General features: G+C 37.9%; 17 protein-coding genes, 1 tRNA gene and 1 riboswitch. Of the genes, 4 read left to right on the top strand and 14 right to left on the bottom strand.

What is annotated here, in order from left to right; translation table 11 throughout:
* Positions 1-283 precede the first annotated feature (283 nt).
* Positions 284-376, top strand: a riboswitch (SAM-I-IV-variant riboswitch).
* 52 nt (positions 377-428) lie between these two features.
* Positions 429-848 carry a hypothetical protein gene (locus KG732_RS05300; RefSeq protein ID WP_213521426.1) on the top strand — a complete coding sequence of 140 codons (420 nt, stop codon included), beginning with the start codon at positions 429-431 and terminating at the stop codon, positions 846-848.
* Positions 849-1366: 518 nt separating this feature from the next.
* Here KG732_RS05300 and KG732_RS05295 read toward each other — a convergent pair.
* On the bottom strand, positions 1367-1555 hold the full coding sequence (locus KG732_RS05295) for a hypothetical protein (protein WP_213521425.1): 189 nt from the start codon (positions 1553-1555) through the stop codon (positions 1367-1369).
* A gap of 450 nt (positions 1556-2005) precedes the next feature.
* On the opposite strand from KG732_RS05295, the gene KG732_RS05290 reads away from it, so the two are divergent.
* Both KG732_RS05290 and KG732_RS05285 read left to right on the top strand, forming a co-directional pair.
* The gene (locus KG732_RS05290; protein ID WP_213521424.1) at positions 2006-2266 is read left to right on the top strand and encodes a hypothetical protein; all 261 of its coding nucleotides are present in this window, start codon (positions 2006-2008) and stop codon (positions 2264-2266) included.
* Between the two features lie 48 nt (positions 2267-2314).
* On the top strand, positions 2315-3157 hold the full coding sequence (locus KG732_RS05285) for a carboxypeptidase-like regulatory domain-containing protein (RefSeq protein ID WP_213521423.1): 843 nt from the start codon (positions 2315-2317) through the stop codon (positions 3155-3157).
* 581 nt (positions 3158-3738) lie between these two features.
* On the opposite strand, the gene KG732_RS05280 is transcribed toward KG732_RS05285, so the two are convergent.
* The 6 genes from KG732_RS05280 to KG732_RS05255 all read right to left on the bottom strand — a co-directional run bounded on the left by KG732_RS05280 (position 3739) and on the right by KG732_RS05255 (position 11852).
* Positions 3739-3811: transfer RNA gene (locus tag KG732_RS05280), tRNA-Met, on the bottom strand.
* A 123-nt stretch (positions 3812-3934) separates the two neighbouring features.
* Positions 3935-4114 (bottom strand): CPXCG motif-containing cysteine-rich protein, encoded by a 180-nt coding sequence (locus KG732_RS05275; protein WP_213521422.1) that lies wholly within the window; start codon positions 4112-4114, stop codon positions 3935-3937.
* Positions 4111-5478, bottom strand: a complete 1368-nt coding sequence (locus tag KG732_RS05270; protein ID WP_213521421.1) for a TolC family protein — start codon at positions 5476-5478, stop codon at positions 4111-4113. The genes KG732_RS05275 and KG732_RS05270 overlap by 4 nt, the downstream gene beginning before the upstream one ends.
* The gene (locus KG732_RS05265) at positions 5465-8683 is read right to left on the bottom strand and encodes an efflux RND transporter permease subunit (protein WP_213521420.1); all 3219 of its coding nucleotides are present in this window, start codon (positions 8681-8683) and stop codon (positions 5465-5467) included. Before KG732_RS05265 ends, KG732_RS05270 begins: the two co-directional genes overlap by 14 nt.
* A 3-nt stretch (positions 8684-8686) precedes the next feature.
* Entirely contained in the window at positions 8687-9844 is a 1158-nt protein-coding gene (locus KG732_RS05260) for an HlyD family efflux transporter periplasmic adaptor subunit (RefSeq protein ID WP_213521419.1), read from the bottom strand.
* 79 nt (positions 9845-9923) lie between these two features.
* Entirely contained in the window at positions 9924-11852 is a 1929-nt protein-coding gene (locus KG732_RS05255) for an ABC-F family ATP-binding cassette domain-containing protein (protein ID WP_213521418.1), read from the bottom strand.
* Positions 11853-11909: 57 nt separating this feature from the next.
* Here KG732_RS05255 and KG732_RS05250 point away from each other — a divergent pair, with 57 nt between their 5' ends.
* Positions 11910-12296: a DUF983 domain-containing protein gene (locus KG732_RS05250; RefSeq protein WP_213521417.1), complete on the top strand. Its 387-nt coding sequence runs from the start codon at positions 11910-11912 to the stop codon at positions 12294-12296.
* Positions 12297-12382: 86 nt separating this feature from the next.
* Here the strand turns inward: KG732_RS05250 and KG732_RS05245 are convergent, their stop codons facing one another.
* The 7 genes from KG732_RS05245 to topA all read right to left on the bottom strand — a co-directional run bounded on the left by KG732_RS05245 (position 12383) and on the right by topA (position 21954).
* On the bottom strand, positions 12383-13435 hold the full coding sequence (locus KG732_RS05245; protein WP_213521416.1) for an FAD-binding oxidoreductase: 1053 nt from the start codon (positions 13433-13435) through the stop codon (positions 12383-12385).
* A 123-nt stretch (positions 13436-13558) separates the two neighbouring features.
* The gene (gene gldN / locus KG732_RS05240; protein WP_213521700.1) at positions 13559-14488 is read right to left on the bottom strand and encodes a gliding motility protein GldN; all 930 of its coding nucleotides are present in this window, start codon (positions 14486-14488) and stop codon (positions 13559-13561) included.
* Between the two features lie 19 nt (positions 14489-14507).
* Positions 14508-16043, bottom strand: a complete 1536-nt coding sequence (gene gldM, locus KG732_RS05235) for a gliding motility protein GldM (RefSeq protein WP_213521415.1) — start codon at positions 16041-16043, stop codon at positions 14508-14510.
* Between the two features lie 44 nt (positions 16044-16087).
* Positions 16088-16747 (bottom strand): gliding motility protein GldL, encoded by a 660-nt coding sequence (gene gldL / locus KG732_RS05230; protein WP_213521414.1) that lies wholly within the window; start codon positions 16745-16747, stop codon positions 16088-16090.
* 47 nt (positions 16748-16794) lie between these two features.
* Positions 16795-18156, bottom strand: coding sequence for a gliding motility lipoprotein GldK (gene gldK, locus KG732_RS05225; protein ID WP_213521413.1), 1362 nt, complete (start codon positions 18154-18156; stop codon positions 16795-16797).
* 108 nt (positions 18157-18264) lie between these two features.
* Positions 18265-19422 (bottom strand): formimidoylglutamase, encoded by a 1158-nt coding sequence (locus KG732_RS05220; RefSeq protein WP_213521412.1) that lies wholly within the window; start codon positions 19420-19422, stop codon positions 18265-18267.
* Positions 19423-19428: 6 nt separating this feature from the next.
* Positions 19429-21954: a type I DNA topoisomerase gene (gene topA / locus KG732_RS05215; RefSeq protein ID WP_213521411.1), complete on the bottom strand. Its 2526-nt coding sequence runs from the start codon at positions 21952-21954 to the stop codon at positions 19429-19431.
* Between the last annotated feature and the right edge of the window lie 260 nt (positions 21955-22214).

Genomic DNA, 22214 nt, shown 5'->3' with positions numbered 1-22214 from the left:
GCTTCCAACAACGTGTTCTGTGAAAAGCCCTTTTAGAGTTCTGTAATATAATATTTTATTTTTAATTAATTCATAATGAATATGTTGCTTTAGTTTTTAACTGTTGGCAATCCTTTTCTATTTGCTGATGATTGTCAACAGTTAAATACTAAATAACGCGCTCCGCATCCTATATGTGATAGACTCTTCGGCCTACATTTTTAGGGAAGCCTACAAACACAGAACTAGAATTTATTAATAAATTATAATCATTCATTCCATTTCAGTAATTATAATTAAATTTGTAACGTATCAGGAATGCAAAAAAGCATACCAACCTAGCACAAAAGCCAAGGTGGTTTAGTATATGGACAGTCGTCAAAACAAATGACCCTAAGTTTTTTTTTAGTGTTCCTTTTACATAGTATAAATTATGTAAATCAAACTTTATGGAACATATTCAAAAAATTAAACAAGAAAATCAGCTAGATCAAATTGAATTGAGATCAAAGCTGGCTGATCTTAAATTGAACCTAATTGATGGTCATGTCCACTCTCTAAAAATAGATACCTTAATTGATACAGATTCAGATATTATTGACATAAAACCACATGTTGATAAAAATAAAAAGACCCTGCTTTTAAGGTTTCGACATTCTAAAACAAATACCCAACTGCTTCTTACAGACGTTTCTCCCTATGTCTTGATGTATTTTGATGAATCTTTTGAATTTAAAGGGGCGTCTTTTAGCACAAAAACAAGTTCAGGTAATTTTGCAATTCAAACACAATCCAAAATAATTCTTTTAGTGAAGTTGCCATTAAGTTTTGATTTGAACAGTATCATAAAGTTAGATTATGAAAATTAAGACTGCTTAAAGGCTGACAGCAACAATTACTATTGAAAAGGTATTTAGAGATACTCTAATCATGAATATTCAATTAAAGAGGTTTATTTTGCTCTTCAAGAATATCAAAACAAACGCATAGACGAGGTTGGTATTTATTTAAGTGCCTTTGTCCAACAAGCAGATATTGTCACGAGTGAAGAAATTAAATTAGTGTGCGCTACAAATTATAAAAAAATAATAGGTGCAGCTGCTATTGTTTTAGCTCTCCTTTTTTGCATCATCGGAGCAATTAAAAATATTCCTAATGAGATTCCAGCGACGCCTGCTTCCACACCATACAACATTGGTGTCCAGGCGATGTGGTTCTTATTTGCCAGTCGTTTAAATATATCGTGTACGCTTGTTAGGTTACAATATTAAGCAAACCAATGGTTGAACCAATGCTTAAAATTGAAAAAATAAATTCTTAGCTAAAGCTAGAACAAACCCCGATCTACATCTTGAAAAATGTCCTCCTCTGCTTCCATAAAAGGATCCTACCAATCTGCTTTTTTACGTGCCCAATCGAGCCAATTAATAACCTCTTCAGTTAACTCTCCGTTGGACTTCATCCTATCTTCATAAGTACTCAAGTAATTTCTTAATTGTTGTGACTTATGCCACCTAACAGATGAATTAATCAACAGCTTAAAATCTGAAACCTCTTTTGCTTTTATTTTGGCCACTCTAGCCTCTTCAATTTCTTTTAACCTTCGGTTTTCCCACTATATTTCGCTATCAATTCGATCTTGAATATCCTTTTTAGCGGCTTTCTCTAAGAAATCAATTATATAAAATTCCTTCTGTGAAATAGATGTGGTCGTAACGGACTTATTTAAAGACAAATTATCATACTTAAAAAAATGTTTCTCCCACTTAACAGCACTATGAAAAGCGTTACAATTATCGAAAAGTCAACAGTTCTCAAATCATATATTAAAATATTTTTCATACCTGTATGATCATAATCATTTGACAATCAATTTTTTAATACTAAAATTGAGATCAAATAAGCTAACCTGCTTAAGGTACATCATTAAAGTTAACCCATAATTAGACAACAGTTGATTGAGAACAAGTCAGAGTATTGGAGACAGTGACTTTAAAATCTGTATTTCAAATTATAACTTTATATTATGTTAATAAGTAAATTTAAAAAAACTGTGTTAGGTTTAATGGTGGTTTCAGGAGCACTATTTATTGATGCAAATGGGTACATCCCTCAATCTAGTGGCAATGTTGAACAAGCAGGAAGAATTTTAGGCACTGGTGTAAAAGACTCACCTGGACCCTGTGTTGATTATCCAGATGGAACAAGCTTTAGAATCGTTACGCATTCTGTAACTATTCTTTGGGTTCAACTTGGTGATTCATGGACAACTACTGAGCCATGTTAAATTAATTAGGCTGTAATTACGTACAGCCTAATTATTAAAATTTAAATTATGAAAAAAATAATCATACTTATTACTTTATATATAAGTGTTTACTCATTTTTATATGGGCAGACAATAAATTCAATTGTTATTGATGCTAAAAACAAACATCCTTTGAACTTTGTTTCGATATACAATCGCTCCACGCATAAGTTTACTGTAACTGATAATAGTGGGAAATTTAAATTAAATACTTCGAAAAATGATACGATCGAATTTAGAATGCTTGGCTATCAAGAGTTAATTTCTGAATCTAGTGATTTAAATGATACAATAGTTTTGAACCCAAGACATGTTGAACTTGAAACAATACTATTAACAAACGGAGAGAATAAGAAACTTAATGATAAAATCACAACAAATTTTCAATTAGGTTTAGACTATATGGGAACATATGCATTTAAAATAAATATACCAGCTAATTCAATTATAACTAGTGTTGAATTACCTATCAAACAACGTCCACATTTTTTGAGCGACGGTACTATTAATTTTCAAATTTATGAATCCGACTCTGCAAAGTTTATGTTGAATAACCCTATTACTGAATTAATTTCAATAGATGATCTAAGTGTACTAGATGAAAAGATTGTTTTAGATTTTGATGATTTTGAAGTAAAAGAAAAATTAAATTTTTATATCTTAATAACTAGAACGATTCCTGAGAATAAAATGACTAATAGTCGTTATTATAGTTTGAATCCTTTTTTAAAGTTTGATAAAAAAGGTAAAACAGACGATTATTATTATAAATTTAATGGAACTGACGAATGGAAAATGTCTGGTGAATTTTACGAAAAAGATAAACCAAGACTCTCTATTAATATTTACGGCTATCAATCTAGTGATTAAAATAATGCGTAAAATTAATGGTTAGGGTTTCCCGTAAACAAAGTAACTACCGTTGAATTATCTTTCCACCATGGGCTATTTCCTTAAATTAATGGTTTCCAATGTGAAAGTTTTTAATAGAATGACCTCATTATTCGGGCGGCATTGAATCTCTTGCACCTTATCTTGAATTGAACGAATAGAACGAAACCGAAATTGAAAATAGAGCTGAATTTCTACTCGGAAAAGCGAAAGAAACCCACCCAGCTGCTGTATTCTCACCCTCTTCTATACAAACCCCTGACAGCAATGTGGAGGCTTAGATGATCCAATAACAGAAATAGGAGCGTTGGTATCATAACAAGCCTTATACGTGTAGGCAAGAGCTTGTACTATGATGGATTGCGAGCGCCAGTTGGATCAAACTACTGCCTAGATGTATTTAAAACCTCTGTTAGAGTGTATAGGTATTCACAGAGTGATGCTTGATGAATCAAGATCGATTCCAGCCAAAACCTGTGCGGTATCGTATACGACAAGCAAAATAGCGTCAAATCAGGTCAAAAAAAAGCTCTTGATTTCTCAAGAGCTTTTTACCTTAGTAGCGAGGACTGGACTCGAACCAGCGACCTTCGGGTTATGAGCCCGACGAGCTACCTACTGCTCTACCTCGCGATATAAAAACTGCTAGCCACTTGTTGTAAAAACTTCAGATCATTACACTGACGGCTTCCTGTTTTATTTGATGGCAAAAATACACACAATTTCATCCTGATACAAGAGAATTCGATAAAATATTTACTGTCCTAGTTCTATAACATCAAAACTAGCTAATTCCCCTTCTTCAAAGATAACTTTTAACTCTATAGGGTTACAGCATACCTCACAATCCTCTACATAAGTCTGTGAATAAGCAGGGTCTAATAACATAGAAATTTCTTGCCAACAATGAGGACAAGTAAAAAAATGCTCTATCATAAAGGAACATTCAATAGTTGCCCCGCGAGTTGCAACAGTTGGTACTCTGCTAGTTTAGCGTCGTATTTTGCTAAATTCTTGATGGTTGCTGCATTGAGCAGATTCACTTGTGCCTGTCGAAATTCAATGCTGGAAACTTGACCTAATTTAAATTGTTCTTGTGACCTTTCAAAATTGCTTTTATTGGTCAGTACATTTTGTTCTTGCATGCTATAAATCGCCAACGCATTGGTGTAATTTCCTTTGGCATTTGCTACATCACGAGCCACTTCTTGTTCCAATTGACTTTTAAAAAGCGCTTCGTTTTCATATGAAATTTTAGCATTGCGCAAGCCGTTAATCGAACGACCACCGTCAAAAATATCCCAAGTTAAATTAGCTCCTACCGCAATATTGGAACCTGTTCTGGTCGTCGAGGGGAAAAATGCTGTTGGTGGGTTGATGGATTGATTCCATCCATAAGAACCTGTTAAACCTATTCTAGGCAATAACAGCGCTCTGGAGGTTCTAATGTCGTAATCGCTTATTTGTAAATTGGAGGCCGACTGCAATAAACGCACGTTATTATTGGGTACTTTTTCTAAATAGCTATCCATCACCAACATGTTTTGTAATACCACCGTGGTATCTACTACAAAATTAGCCTGAAGCTCACTGTTGAGCAATAGGTTGAGATCGCGTTTGGTATTGCGCAACAACTGCTTTGTGTTCAAAATAGTTATGCTATCCGTATTAATATCTACTCGAGCGTTGAGAACCTCTAACTTATTAACTTGACCATATTCAAATTGATACGCAGCCCGCTGCTCTCGTTTCTTAGAGATTTCTAAATTCTCTTCGAGCACCCTTACATTTTCTGTGAGTCGCGCAATTTCTAAGTACACGCTCATCAATTGAACAGTCGTATTTTCTATAGTAGAACGCACTTCCAACTGGCTCAACTGATATTGCTCTTGAAGACGTTTGTAATTGTACAAGCGCCCTAAACCATCAAATAAAGTGTAATTAAGAGATAGCCCAGCATTGTATTGAGTCGTCTGGGCATTGTTAATTGTTATATCTTCCCTGACAGCTCCATTTTGATCCACTGCCCCGTTAAAATCTGTATTGGAATCATTTTCATCTCTAGAGGCACCTGCATTTCCTTGTAAAGAAGGCAAGTAGCCTGAATTTAAAATACCAGAATTGTTCTCGGCTATTTTAGTCGTGTTTTTTGCTATTTTGATCCCGTAATTATTCTCCAGCATCAGCTGTATGGCTTGCTCTCTACTCAATAAGGCTTCTATAGATGGTTGCGAGTACGCTTTCGCGAAAGCGAAACACAACAAAACACCTAAACTAACTACCAGCTTATTCATTTTCATAATCTTCTAATGCTTTTTGCTCTTTTGCAACACTTGTCAACTCCGTTTTATCGATAGCTTCTCCCGTTTTTAACCAATGTATCCAAACCTTGAAATTATTTCCAAAACTAAGGAAAAGTGGCAATAATAAGAGGGTCAATAATGTCGCCATCCCTATTCCGTACGAGATTGAAATCGCCATAGGTTTTAAAAATTGTGCCTGTCTGCTCTTTTCTAATAGTAAAGGAGCTAAACCTGCTACTGTAGTTAAAGAAGTTAAGAAAATAGCTCTAAACCTGCTTTTACCTGCTTCAATTAAAGCCTCATCAAACTTCAACCCGTCCTTAATTAACGAATTAAATTTACCTATAAGAACAAGTCCATCGTTGACCATAATTCCTATAAGCGCGATAATTCCTAACATGGATAAAATATTAACTGGAAAACCATGGATCCAGTGTCCCCAAGCTACTGCTGTAAAACTAAATGGAATCAATAAAATCAACATAATAGGTTGCGTACCACTGCGAAAGGTAAAGGCAATCACAAAATAAATGAGCAGCAATACAATTGGAAAAATAAATTGAGCACTGCTGGAAATTTTTTCTGCTTCCCGTGCCTGTCCACTCAAGTAATTAGGAGCAACGGTAGGATATTTTTTCTGTAGTTCTGGAACGATATTTTGACGTATGTCGTCGAGAATATCTGTCGCACTTTGATTGGGATCTTTCAGGTCTGCGCTGATCAAAATCTCTCTACGCCCTTCTAAATGATTGATCACTACATCACCGCGCTCTATGGAGTAACTTGCTAGATCGCGCAAGGGCACTTTACTACCAGAAGGGGTGCTAATTCTAAGTTCGTCTAAATCTTTAATGCTGTTGCGATTATCTCTATCATAACGCACCCAAACTCTTATCTCATCCTGACCGCGTTGAAAACGCTGGGCCTCACGACCAAAAAACGCAGCTCTTACCTGAGCCATTACCGCTCTCGAATTAAGACCTAACGCATAGGCGTTATCATTGAGTTCTAATTTGATCTCTTTGATCCCAGCGGGGTCGTTATCTTCAATATCTTTTAATAAGGGGTTTTGTTCTAGTATTTCTTTAAAATCTTCCGTAGCGGCTTTTAGCTCCTCTATATCATTACTTAAAAGAGATACCGCCACTGGACTACCTCCAAAATTACCTCCAGATCCAAAAGTGAGGCTTTCTGCACCAGGCACATTTCCTACCAGTTCTCTGAGTCGGTTTGCCACAATAGGAGATTTTAATTCTTCAGGTCGGGTTTCTCCAGGGAGCAAATTGATAGAAAGGCTAGCAGAAGAAGAGGAACTTTGAGACCTAATAATGTTCTCAAATAACTGAACTGTATCTCCATATTTCTCGTCGGTTAAGTATTCTTTAGTCAATTCTATATTGACGATCTTGGCCTTTTCTTCAATAGAAGAAATAATAGAGTCCGTAATGCGTTCTGCCGTTCCATTAGGCATGGAAAGAGTCACCGATACTTGATCACTGGATATACTAGGAAATAAGGTAACACCAACGACACCGCCCTTAACAGAACCTATGGTTAAAATTAATGCCGCAACAAAAAATGCAAAAGCTAACAACTTGTACTTTAAGGTAAACCTCAATGCCGGAGCATACATTTTGTCTCGCATCCAGTTCATGGCTTTATCGCCGTAATCATTTACAAAACGCATTTTTTGAAACAGTTGTGCTATTCCTTTCTTAGGGACATCAGACCTTGATTTTAAAGCTTTAGAATGCGCTAGGTGAGCGGGCAATATGATCAATGCTTCTATCAATGAGACCAATAGGGTCAAAATCACAATGACAGACACTTCCCCAAAAAACTCTCCTATCCTGCCGTCTAAAAATAAAAAGGTAGAAAAAGCCAGTATAGTAGTGATAATAGCACTTAAAATAGGGGGTATCACCTCCATAGTCCCATCAATTGCTGCCTGAATAGGGTCCTTGCCATCTTCGTAATGCTGGTAAATATTCTCTGCAATCACAATACCATCATCTACTAAAATCCCTATAACGATGATCATTCCAAAAAGAGAAAGCACGTTGATCGTCACATCAAACTGACCTGCAAAAATAAACATCCCTAAGAAGGCTATAGGTAAACCAAAAGCCACCCAAAACGCTAATCTGGTATTTAAGAAAATGGATAAAAAGAACAGCACCAACAACATTCCTACGATCGCATTCTCTGTAAGCAATGCTGTACGTTGATTTAAGGTAATAGAAAGATCTCTAACCACGGTGAGCTGCACATTGCTAGAACGCTGGTTATAAACTGCTATATATTCTTTAACCTTATCAGCACTATCGATAAGATCCTCTGCATTTGTGCTGGTTACTGTAATATTAACGGCTCTTTCTTCATTAAAATAAGAAGCATTAGGCGTTTCAGAAAAGCGGTCTCTTACTTCAGCCACATCTTTAAGATAGATGATAGTGCCATCTGGCTGCGTTCTTACTGGAATATAATTCAGCTCGTCCCCATAATAATTTCTGTTATTAGCTCGTATCAGGTATTCTTCTGTATCTGTTTTAATATTTCCCCCAGTCGTCAAAATATTAGAAGCGGCAACGGCATCTGCTATTTCTTGAAAGCTAATTTGGTACGCTAAAAGGGTATTTTCATTTACGGCAATTTCAATTTCTTCAGCAGGATACCCTGTGATCGAGATTTGCGAAATACCGTCTATAGCTCTCAAGTCATTTTCTACATCTCTAGCCAGTTGTTTAAGCGTTTTAAGAGGTACGTTTTTCCCACTTAACGCAAATGTAATCGTAGGTCGGGATTCTTCTCTTTTTGCCACCACCAGTGGTTCCATACCTGTAGGGAATGAAGACACTCGATCTACAGCGTTCTTGACTTCCAGTAACATAAAGTCAATATTATAGCCTTTAATAATCTCTATAGTAATGGTTCCAGAATTTTCTCTTGATGCCGAAGTCACTCGATCAATCCCTTCTATACCCTTGAGGTTATCTTCAATTTTAAGCACCACACCTTCTTCAATCTCTTGAGGAGCAGCACCTGGATAGATCACATTGATAGTGATGGTTTTAGAATCTACTAATGGAAAGAAAGAAGATTTTAAAGAAAGAGCTCCTAAAACACCAAAAATAACAAATGCAGCAATAACGACATTTACTGCCACATGATGCTTGATAAAATAAGCTATAACTTTTCTCATAGCTTATTTTGATTCAGGATGTGAATAGGCAGCTTCCTCTTTATCCGCTTGTGCCTGCTCTTCGGTGATTACAATCATTCCTTCATAGGCACCAGGAATCGACTTTGCTACAATCACTGTTCCGTTCTCTAAGCCTTTAAGCACTGCAGTGGTATCAGAAAAATGAACTGGAATAACATCGGTAAGTACCAACTTCCCTTTATTCACTGTAAATAGTTGATTCCCATTTTGAAGCAAGCTTCGATTGATCTCTATAGCGTTTTCTATCTTTTGCGCTTGTATGTTTGCCGTGAGGTACATTCCTTCCTTTAAATCTGGATGTTCTACTTCGATGACGGTTATAATGGTTTGAGAAGCCTGATCTACTTTGGCATTGAGTCGAGTCACTTTTCCTTGGTACGATTTGGTATTGGAAATATTGCGCATTTCTACTCGCTTTCCTATTTGTAATAAATCGGCAAATTCAGCACTTACTGCTACCTGGATCTCATAGATTCCTGATTGAATAAACTCTCCTAATTGCTGACCATTGCGCACGAGTGTTCCTTCGCTCACCATCGTTTCTGTCAAGACTCCTGAAAACGGGGCTGTGATTCTAAATTTGCCTAAACGACTTTCCAGGTTTTTAATAGAGTAGTACGTAGTATAAATATTTCTTCCTGTAATAAAATATTTTTCTTTGTCATTTTTAGGGACTGGAAGCTTCGGAATATTGCGATCTACATTTAAGTCGGCTAGATAATCTTGCCACTGCGGGTAAGACTCTGGATAGTCCAGCCTTAGGTCTGGCATGATGGCCGTAATTTGATTGTTTAAATTGCTTCTAGCACTTTTAACCTGGGCGTAAAACTCGGTGTTGTCTATAGCAATAATAGTTTCTCCAGCTTGGTAGGCCTGTCCAGTTCTAAACAGTTTACCGGTAGATTTAAAAACCCCAGTCACCTCTGCAAATAACTCTACCCGCTTCTTAGCCTGTAAGTTCCCGTTTGCTGGAATGATAATCGGAATGGTGGTGTTCTGAACCGTATCTGTAGTTACGATATTGATATCCTTTTTAATTTTAGGCTTAGGTGCTGTTTTATTGTCAATGATGACCCTAGCTCCATAGATGGCGGCTATAACAAGTACTATAGCAAGCACAGAAAGTATGACTTTACGCATGGTGTTTTTTTTGTGTGAATGTATCACGTCTCAAATCTAATTAAGTCTGCTTTTGAATGTTCATAAATAATCCTTAAAGCTAACTACTGAATTGCTCCAACTCTTCAGAAACATCTTCCCATTGTTTCATCCACTTATCCAGTTCTCGTTTCTTAGCCTGATACCCATCAAAGAACCCGTCTTTTTGTGACAGTTCATCGTAGTTGGCTGCGAGCTCTGCATCGAGTTTTGCAATCTTTTTTTCCAGGTCGCTGATCTGTGATTCTGCTTTAGACAGTCTGTTGTTAAGGGACTTTTGCTTTTTCTGATCTTCGTAAGAGAGTTGGTTTTTATCCGTGTCTTGCTTTCGCGAAAGCTTGGTTTCCTTAACCACCTCGACCTTTTCAATCGCTCTCATATCTTCTGCCTTTCTCTGGCCTAGATAATAATCAATATCCCCCAGATAGAGATTTAATTTATGATCGCGGAATTCATAAACCAGCTCTGTTAAACCTTGTAAGAATTCTCTATCGTGAGATACGACAATTAAGGTACCTTCAAACTTTACCAATGCCGCCTTAAGCACATTCTTAGATTGAATATCCAAGTGGTTGGTAGGCTCATCCATGATCAGTACATTGAAGGGTTGCAGCAATAACTTACAAAGTGCAAGTCGGTTGCGCTCTCCACCACTGAGGACTTTAACTTTTTTCTCTGCTTCATCTCCTCTAAAAAGAAACGAACCCAGCATATCGCGTACTCGTACTCTATTGCTATCCGTTGCGGCGTCGATCATGGTGTCTAAAACCGTCTTCTCCCCGTCCATATATTCGGCTTGATTCTGGGCAAAATATCCTATTTGCACATTGTGGCCTAAGTGGACCTGACCTTGAGCTTTTACATCTCCTACTATGATTTTGGCAAGGGTAGATTTTCCCATACCATTCTGACCTACAAAAGCAACCCTTTTACCGCGTTCCAAAGTAAGGTTGACTTTGTCCAATACATTCTTATTCCCATAAGACTTGCTGACTTGCTCCACCTCCAAAACAATTTTACCTGGCTGTATGGACTGTGCAAAGTTGATATTCATTGCTGCATTGTCCGTTTGCTCGATCTCCACCACATCCATTCGGTCCAATTTTTTTACCAGAGATTGTGCCATAGTGGCTTTACTGGCTTTGGCCTTAAATTTTTGTATCAGCTTTTCGGTACGCTCGATCTCCTTTTGCTGATTCTTGAAAGTAGCTTCTTGTTGCTCACGTAATTCTGCGCGGAGGGCTAGAAATTTGGTATACGGCTTGGGATAGTCATAAATGCGTCCCAAACTGATTTCAATGGTGCGATTAGTGACGTTATCCAGAAACATTTTATCGTGACTTACAATCACCACCGCTCCTGCATAGGTCTGTAAAAAGGATTCCAACCATAAGATAGAATCTATATCCAGGTGGTTGGTAGGCTCATCGAGCAAAAGAATATCGTGCTTTTCTAGAAGCAACTTAGCCAGCTCGATGCGCATGCGCCATCCACCGGAAAGCGCGTCGGTGAGCTTATCAAATTGCTCTGGTTGAAACGCCAAGCCTTTTAAAATTTTCTCTGTCTCCCCTTTGTATTGGTACCCACCTATAATTTCATATTCATGATTGAGATCTCCAATATCTTCAATAAGCTTGGAATAAGAGTCTGATTCGTAATCAGTTCTAGTGGTCAATTGTTCATTGATGACCTCAATCTGTGCTTCTATTTGTCTCGCTTTCGCGAAAGCGGTATACGCCTCTTCTAAAACGGTACGCCCTTTTTCAAAATCAATATCTTGTCTTAAAAAACCAATACTGACTTCTTTCTCAATAGCTATATTGCCCTGATCATAGGGAATATCTCCAGAGATCACTTTTAAAAGAGTGGATTTTCCAGCACCATTTTTACCTATCAAACCCACGCGGGTTCCCCCATTAAGCCTAAAAGTAATTTCTTCAAATAACGGTTCTCCACCGAAACTAACATGTAAATCGTGAACGTTGAGCATAGTCGTTTTGTATCTTTGCAAAGATGCGCAACTGCACGTTAACACTAAAGCTTTCTCATGCTAAAAGGAACAAAATTATACAGCATTTTTACAGGGACCTGCCCTGTGTGCCAAAATGAATCCATGTACACCAGTCCCAATCTCTATAATCCTAGCAAAACGCAAGAAATGAGAGAGCGATGCAGTCATTGCGATACCAAATACAAGATTGAACCTAGTTTTTTCTATGGCTCCATGTACGTGAGTTATGGTGTAGGTGTAGGGATTGCCATGATTGCTTTTTTACTGGGCTATTTTGTTTTTGAACTATCTCGATGGAACATCTTCCTTATCATAGCTTTTATATCCATTTTTAGTCTCCCAATTGTGATTCGATTATCACGCAACATCTGGATCAATATTTTTATGGATTACGATAAAGAAAAGGATCAGAAAAGGCAGTAGGCTGTTGGCTAAAATAAAAAAAGTGCCTTGCCTTTGGATACCACCGCATTTTCTTTACAAAAATATCTTGAATTGATCAGCGCTCCTCACAGCTCATGGAATCTCTGAATGTCCATTTCTGGATCTAGTGGATGATTATTGTATACAGAATGATACAATTGCTGTGCCGCCCATGGCGCCATAAGGACCGCTCTACTTCCCATACCGTTAAAAACCATATAGTTTTTAAACTCCGGATGCGCTCCCACAAAAGGCCTTCTATCTATGGTAGTAGGACGTATACCTTGTTTATGCTCCACAATTTCATAAGGTAATTTTAGAAAACGCTCCAGTCTAGAGGTTAAAAATTCCTTTGCCTCTTCAGTAGGTGCGTCTGTAACGTCGTCTCTATTATAGGTCGCTCCTACCCAAAACAAATCATCCACATAAGGCATTAAGAATACCGAAGATTTGATGATGTATTCCAGGTGAAGGTCTGGAACCTTGATGGTAAAGACTTCGCCTTTATTTCCTTGTAACGGCAGGTGATTAAAAAACGGATTGGACCGCATTTGGAACCCCTCTGCAAAAATGATTATTGGGGCAGTGATCTGTTTATAAACGACATGATCGTCATAATGCTTCAATTCCTTAAAATCAAAAGCTTCTATACGGTAAGCCGACTTAGCCTCTAAATAGTTGGTAGTTAATTGCATATAGCCCACAGTATCTACCCACCCAGTCCCTGAAACTTTACCATAATCAAAGGGTGCATCAATCGCTGGGTTCTCATAAGAAACTATATCAACAGACATAAAATCCTTTAGATCATCCTTTACCGCCTTTTTGTTCCATGATTTTATTTCGCGTTCGTCATGAAACCTTCTCAATATATCAATAGGGTGCAGAAACCTAGCTTCTAATAAAGATTCGATTTTAGGGTAAAAATCATGGAGTACCTCCAATTGGTCAGCAGCTTTCCAAACGCTCGTAAAACGCTTTAAAATGGTCGGATTATAGACGCCCGCGGCAACCGCTGAGGAACCCTTTTCACCATCGGCAATCATCATCACCGATTTACCTTGTAGCAACCACTGCCAGGCTATGGTACTACCAGCTATTCCTGATCCTACTATAATGATATCAACTTCTGTATTCATGCGATGTGGGATGAGGGATGAGGGACGAGGGAAAAATACAAAAACAGAATCAACTAATAAATGAATCTCATAAAAAAAGCCTCACGAAATGCGAGGCTTTAGTTTAATTGTATTGGATACTAATTAATAGTTCCACATATCCAGTTCAAAATTACGAACAATTTCTTTTAGCCTATCAGACTCTAACAATTGCATCATAGAATTATCAGCGACATACCTTTTAATGTCTCTATCTCCCTGTACATTGTCCATTCTGTAGATCAATGCATTGAACCTTCTAGAGTTTAGAATATGGTCAAAAGAAATAGGACGAGCTGAGTTTAATGTATTAAATGCTTTTGCATTGTGCAACAATAGTCGAGCATCTGGATAATAAATCCAAAATAACTCCACTCCTTTTGGGTCGTCAGGAAAATTAACATCAGGAGTAACTGGGCAAATACCCAATAATCTATATCTCAAATCACTCTGACGTGTGTCAAAATACCAAAGCCCTCTAATTCTATATTCCTTAACATCATCAGCCCCAATAGTTTTTGTTTCAATATACTCATCAAAACCAGGAATGTTATACGTAGTATCTATATCCAAAGGACTTACTGACTCCTCAGGAATAACCCCATTATCATTTAAAATATTGATACCTGCGTTGGTGATCTTTTGACTTTTTAGAGAACTCTGAATATCACTAAATTCACGAGGTTCGTTAAAATAAGAATCCCCATAAAGGGTAATATCACCAGACATAGCAGCTTTAGTCAACACATGATAAAGGGAACGACGTTCTTTACCTACATAATTAGTATCCACAGGATAGTAAAGTGGGAAATTAACTCGTTCATCTAAATCAATAGTTTCCCATACCGTACGTTGCCATAAAATGTCACGATCTCCCACAAAGCCATAAGGCAATGGCTGGTCATTATCATTGGCCAGTTGTCCTTCAGTTTTAGTACCGAACTCCTTTGGACTCTTTGCGTTAAGAATGTTGTTTTGAGCAGATGCGGTTCCCGAAAGAACCACTGCTGCCAATAAAACTATGATCTTATTCATCATGTAAGTAATTTTTATATTAATCTGTAATCTCTACAGTTACGTCAGAGACACTTTGAACATTTACTCCAGGTAATACCGCTTTAATTTGTGCAAACTGAACTAAATCTCCTTTACGAGCTTTTCTAAGTACATTGGTAGCACTTGCATTCAATTTTGTTCCTGAAACGGGCACCGATGGTTGCCCTGGTACTTTAAATAGAAAACTAGTCACTTTAGGAGTTAAATCAAAATCAAAATCTAAGAATTCGGCAGAAACGGTTGATATCGCTAGATTAGCTCTTGTTTTAGCTATGTTTTCATATGATTTACTCACCATTCCTGTAGGGCGAGGTAAGTTCTTGATACGAAATTCCTTGGAATCAGAAACCTTATCACCGTTAGGAAGCGTTCCCGTAGCTGTAATAGTAACTGTTTTACCTGCTCCTGGCTTCATTATATAACCTGTACCCGCTTTGGTAAGACCCGCACCAGAAACACTAACTTTGTTATCAGGAACACCTGCAAAAGCAACCGTCATAGGGTTTTCTACCCCTCTGTAAACCACGTTCATTTTGTCTGCGGAGATGGTAGCTGAATTAGGTTTTGGTATTACCGCATACTCCGAATCAATAGGTATTTTAATAATACTATCATTCTCAATAAACTCCATATACCCGGTGATTTTTTTCTCACCAACGCTACCTGAACCTAATTTCAATGCGATCTGACCGTTTTTAATATCCTCCTTTTTTATCACTTCTCCATTAATCACGACCTTACTTGGTACTGTAGTGTCATCGTAACGACCTAAAACAACAGAACCCGTAACTGCTTCCCCATTAAAAAAAGCCGTTTTATCGAGATTTACAATAGATTTATAATTGTTCATGGAGGCGATCTGTATCAACTTACCTTGGAGCAATTGACTCATGATATCAGACTGTACGTTGCGAACCTCATTTTGAAGTAAGGTAAGTTTTGTCTTGGATGCAATTAAGGGGTACCCTTTGTAATTGTACTCTACATATTCTCTCTTCAAACCTTCACGGTCGGTTTCCTCAGAAGTATCAAACTTAGAACTTAATTCGGCTTTCACTGCTGAATACCCATCGCCAAGTGCTGCAATCATATCATTTTTATACTGATTCATTTTAGCCTTGAACTCTTTACCCTCTGGCTTTAGCTTGTCACCGACGAAAAAGGAATTGTCTAATATGTCCGTTTTATCTTGAACTTGATAGTCTTTTTCAGAACCTTCCTCAATAGTTGAAGTAAGTTTTATTTTAACACTTTCTAAATAATCATTGTAATCATTACTTAGCTTAGAGATCTGCTGTGCGGTTGCTGCAGCAGCTTCGTACTGCTTAGCATTAGTTCGCGCTTTTTGATTTAAATCTGCAAGTGCTGCCGAGTTGACCTCAGCTAGAGCTGTGTTACTAGTGCTTAAGTTTTCTTCTATAAGACCAAAAGCTTGTAACACTTCTTTACTCATATTTAACGCGAGCATAGCGATAAAAACCAAATACATAAGGTTAATCATCTTCTGTCTTGGGGACTGTTTTCCTCCTGCCATAATATTCTAATTAGTTTGTTAAAGTATATAAAGTATGAAACTAATTATCCTTTCATAGCGCCTAGCATGTTACCATACACGCCATTGAGAGAGGACAGGTTATTAGTAAGACCAGCCATTTGCTCTTGAAGTTTTGTCGCGTTTTCAGCAATAGCTTCGTTTGCTTGGTTTTGACGTGAAGAACTCTCCACTTGTATTTTGTAAAGGCTGTTTAGAGATTCCATTTGAGCAGCTGCAAGAGCCATTTCTTCAGAATATTTTTTAGTGGAAGACATTGCTTCAGCTGTAGGGGCCATTCCTTTTGCGGCTCCTTCAAAAGAACGTATACTATCTCCTAAACTTGACATCAACTCACTATCTAACTTTGCCTCTTTAAGCATTTCATCTAATTTCTTAGACAATAACCCTTGAGCGTCTTCAGGAGCGTCTTTTTTTGACTTTCCACCAACCATTTGTCCTCCAGCTAATTCTGGATAAACTAATGACCAGTCTAGATCATCTTCTACAGGTTCAAAAGCAGATACAAAGAAAATCAATGCTTCCACAATTAGACCGATGGCCAATAAATCACCACCAGTTAATTTATAGAATCCTAGATCAAGTTCCCAGTGAAGAATCTTGAAAAGTGCACCAATAATAACGATGGAGGCTCCGATACCGTAAGCCATGTTAAATAATTTCTTTGTTGCTTTAGACTGTGCCATGTTGTTATGTTTTAATTTAGTTTAGTTATTTTTTATTGTTGGAAAATTTAATTGGTTGCAGCGTTAAGAGTTACGTCAGTACCCATATAAGACTGTACGGTACGGAATCCTATATAACTTCTAGCACTGTCTTGATATTCATAATCGCGGGTACCTACTTGAAGGAAGTAAGAAACATCTTTCCACGATCCTCCACGTACCCCTTTGCGTTTATTGTTTTTATCGTTTACAATAGGACTCATAGAAGACATTTGATCATAGGCTCCAGCTTCATAAGAAGAATTCACCCATTCGGACACATTACCCGCCATATTGTATAAGTTGTACTCATTAGGCTCGTAAGATTGAGCCTCGACAGTGTATAATGCCTGATCTGCAGCGTAATCCCCTCTAAGAGGCTTGAAATTAGCGAGGAAACAACCTCTGTCATTCTTTGCATAAGGACCTCCCCATGGATAAGTAGCCCCTTCTAGTCCCCCACGAGCGGCATATTCCCACTCTGCCTCGGTAGGAAGACGGTATTCATTTACACGCTCTACATTTTTCTTTTTACGGTACGCATTGTGGTACAAAGTGCGCCATTGACAAAATGCCTTAGCTTGATTCCAATTCACTCCTACAACTGGATAATCGCTATAGGCTTCGTGATAGAAATAATCATTGTGCATCGGCTCGTTGTAACTGTAGTTAAAATCACGAATCCATACCGTAGTATCTGGATAAATTTTTACAGGTGTTTGAGAAATAAAATCTTTTCTAGTTTTGTTTTGATCGCGATTTCTAGCGGCAGCATTGACGTCCAAATCCGTATAAGTGAAGATGATTTTTTCAGTATCGATAGTACGTTCTCCGTTATAGGCTTGATCAAAAGGAATGTACATCAAATCATACACCTCAGCATAGAACTCATCTGGAATGTCTTCTGTATCCCAAATCAGATCTACATCGTTATTGAGCTTGCGATCTAATCCTCCATACGTATTTTGCACATATTCCTGCCAAGGCGTAAGAGTAGCTCCATTGGCACCATCTGCATCAAGAAAAGCAAACTCACCAATACCATTATCTCCAGGAAGGGCGCTTTGATTTTCAGCCATTATAGCTAATTCGGTTCTGAATATTGAATCTCTTGTCCAATGCACAAACTGACGGTATTCTGCATTGGTAATTTCTGTCTCATCCATGTAATAGGATGGAACTGTAACGGTTTTTGTAGGCGCATTGCGAGTGGCAGCGATATCATCATCACTTTTACCCATAATAAAAGCACCACCAGGCACTAACGTCATACCATAGGGTTTTTCAGGATGCCATTTCTTTCCTTTGGTTCCTACTACCATTCCACGGTCTCCTTTACCACAACTTGCAAGAAAGGCAATTACTGCTAAAAGGATAAATAACTTTTTCATAAGGGTATTTATGTTTTCTTTAGGAATTAAGGGCGTAAACCTATTTAAAAGATTTCGATTCCACAACTTTTTTTTCTCATTAAATTGAAACAAAAGTGCCTTTAACTTTTATATTTCGTTTTTACGTCTCGCTTTCAACCATCTATCTGGCAGGACTTGATCACAAGCCATTTCATAATCTCGTCGATCGCAAGGTAATAACGTATGTTGCTTCAGTTTATTATTAATTAAGGAAATAAAAGGCAATTCTATCCACCATCGCCCAGTATTAACGGATTTATAAAAGGTAAGGACTTCATTTTCTACCGGCACTTTATACGTCAAACAGTTTTTAGACACATCGATAGGATACTCAAAACTTCGGTAATTATACCCTTCTACAAAATACCAGATCATTTCAGCTACTAACTGTAAACCAGTGTTCTCATAGCTATTAATTTCAAAGACTCCATATGCTTTTAGTCGATCACTGATGCCAGAATACCTCGATAAAGTGCATATCTGCTTTCCATCAAGTCCGTTGGGGTTTGCTTTCGCAAAAGCGATATCACTTGCTCGCACCACACTCATATCTACCCCTACTACATCGGCATCACGCAACACAGGTTCTGCCAGGGTAATATCCTTATCCAAATGACCTAACCGAACCGCATCAAAATACATTCTGTCCAAAAGATCAATTTCATCTTGGGAATTAAAATAAGTCTGAAACCCCAGATTGCTGTAATTAAACAAATTATAGGGCTTCTCTGTGATCATCTTACCTATGTAACTGCGAGAGGTTATCGGTAAATCAATATCTCCTAAATCAAACCTGCAGTCTATATTGACCACATTAATCATGTGTTGAAACTCATCAAAAGCTCTGTAAATGGGATACATCAAATCTTGGCTGCCTCCTAAAAAAATAGGAATAATAGATGCTTTTAAAAAATAGGTGGTCAGCTGTTGGACAACGTAATACGTATCGTCTACCGTATCCCCAGCGTGTACATCACCTAAATCTGCCATGTTGCTGGTCCAGTTCCCTGGGTACAGCTCGTAGAGCTTTTCTCGAACCTGATCTAAGGCCTCTACTTGGAACAAAGCGTTTGCATCCCTGCGATTTTCTAAAACACCTATCACAACCAGATTGACACCATTAAGGTCTGGTAAGCCATCAGCAGCAGTATGTAAACGAATCGTTTTTGCTATAGTTTGCTTTGGTTGTAACTTAGCATGAGCTACCACATCATCATGAAGAGGTTTTAGAAATTCTAAAGCCATTGGCATTTATTTTTTAGTTGGTTTCTTTTTAACAGGTGTTTTTTTCTTAGCAGGGGCTTTCTTTTTAGCAGCAGCTTTTTTCTTTGGCGTTTTTTTTGCAATCAGCTCTTGAGCTTTTTCTATGGTCACCTTTAATGGGTCGATTTCTTTGGCAATCTCCACTTTGATTTTACCCTTAATAATATGGTGCCTTCCCCATCGGGCTTTCTCAATACGTATGCCTTCTTCTTCCCAGTCTACAATTAATTTATCTTTCTCTTTCTGAATCTTGTCCTTAATTAAGGTTTCAATATCGTCATTAGAAAGATGATCAAAATCGTATTTTTTATTCACTGATATAAACATCCCTGCCCATTTGATGTAGGGCCCAAATCTACCGGCACCTTTGGTAACGGGTTGCTCATCATAAATATAAACAGGAGCATCTGCTTCTTCCTTCATCTGTATCAGCGCTGCAGCACGTTCAAAAGTAAGCGTCATGGGATCATCGTCTTTTTCTAGACTTACAAACGTATTTTCATTGAACTTGACATAAGGACCAAAACGCCCTTGATTGACCTCTACAGGGTGACCTTTATATTCTCCTACTGTTCTTGGTAACTTGAACAATTCCATTACTTCCTCTAGCGTGATGGTATTCAAGTTTTGAGTAGGTAGTAAGCTGGCAAATTCAGGCTTCTCTTCATCTTCCACACTTCCGATTTGCGCCATAGCACCAAACCTACCCAATCGCACACTTATAGGTTTGCCACTTTCCGGATGGGTACCTAACACACGCTCTCCTACTTCTCGCTCTGCGTTTTCTGCAACATCTTGTACTGTAGGATGAAAATTCTTATAGAAAAGACGCATCATATCGGTCCATTCTTCTTTACCCTCGGCTATATTATCAAAAGACTCTTCCACATTTGCAGTGAAGTTATAATCTAAAATACTACCAAAATGTTCTACTAGAAAATTATTAACCACTCGACCTACGTCTGTAGGAATCATTTTATTTTTATCAGAGCCTGTTTTCTCGGTTAGCTTTTTCTCTGCTATCTTATCTTTACTTAAAATAAGTTGCACGTAATCACGCTCTAGACCATCAAATTGGCCTTTTTCGATATATTTTCTATTCTGTATAGTAGTAATCGTAGGAGCATAGGTTGATGGACGCCCTATTCCTAATTCTTCTAATTGCTTTACTAATGAAGCTTCTGTGTAACGGTAAGGAGGTCTTGAAAAACGCTCAGTCGCTGTAATTCTATGATATAATAAGTGTTGACCTATTTTAAGATCTGGCAATAATCCTTGTTGCTCCAAGTCTTCATCATCGGTACTTTCTAAATACACCTTAAGAAAGCCTTCAAACTTGACCACCTCTCCACTTGCAGTAAATTTCTTATCGTGGGTGTCTGCCGCAATGCTAACATTGGTGCGTTCCAATTTAGCATCACTCATTTGGCTGGCAATGGCTCTTTTCCAAATCAATTCATACAGACGGGTCTGATCTCGATCTGCACCCGAACTGTGAATAGCAAAATTAGTGGGACGTATCGCTTCATGCGCTTCTTGGGCGCCTTTAGATTTCCCCTTATAATTGCGCTCTTTATGGAATTGTGCTCCATAAGCTTTGCCTATTTCCTCTTGTGCTCCTTGTTTGGCTTCATTGCTTAAGTTTACCGAATCGGTTCTCATATAGGTAATGAGTCCTGCCTCATAAAGGCGTTGTGCCAGTTGCATGGTACGGCTCACATTAAAAAATAATTTTCGAGAAGCTTCTTGTTGTAACGTCGAAGTCGTAAACGGAGGTGCTGGCGACTTTTTTGCTGGCTTTTTTACCAGATCAGCTACCTCAAATTTCGCTCCCTTATTCACCAAAAGAAAATCTTGAGCTGCTTGAAGTGATTTTAAATTACCCGGTAACTTTGCTTTTAATAAAGACCCATCTGTGGTATTAAAATCGGCGTCAACCCTAAAGAAATTTTCAGAGTTAAAGTTTAAGATTTCATCTTCACGCTCTACGATTAATCGCACAGCCACTGACTGAACCCGACCTGCACTAGCACCACCTTTTACCTTCCGCCATAAGATAGGAGATATTTCATAACCTACAATTCTGTCTAGAATACGACGTGCCTGTTGCGCATTTACTAAATCGTAATCAATGGATCTCGGATTAGCAATGGCATTTTGAACGGCACTTTTGGTAATAGCGTTAAAAACAATTCTTTTGGTTTTTTCCTTTTTAAGATCAAGTTGCTCTGACAGGTGCCATGCAATTGCCTCTCCTTCTCGATCTTCATCACTAGCCAGCCACACCATATCTGATTCAGCAGCTAATTTTTTGAGTTTTTTGACGAGATCTTTCTTATCACTACTCACTACATATTTGGGAGCAAAATTCTTATCCACATCTACCCCTAATTCCTTGGATGGAAGATCTGCAATATGTCCAAAACTGGACTCTACTTTAAAATCCTTTCCAAGAAATTTTTCTATAGTTTTTGCCTTTGCCGGCGACTCTACAATAACAAGATTCTTTGCCATCAAGCTTTATTTTTTGAGTTACAAAGGTATGCGTTATTTTTTTTAACCCTGCAAACAACTGTGAAACAACTAGTTAAAAAGAATGCTTTTATTTTAAAACGTTCAGGACTTGGTGATTAGATTATCGAGCTGTCGAGTTCAAATGCCAATTCACCTATAAATATATTTGATTTGAGGTGGGGAATTGTTGGTATTTTGCTTTCGCGAAAGCGCGATTTCCATAAAAACCCTTCTTTCTCAAGAACTTGAAATTCCTAATT

It is taken from the genome of Nonlabens sp. (genome assembly GCF_018401815.1).
Taxonomy (GTDB): domain Bacteria; phylum Bacteroidota; class Bacteroidia; order Flavobacteriales; family Flavobacteriaceae; genus Nonlabens.
This window is presented reverse-complemented; position numbering and strand designations above follow the sequence as displayed.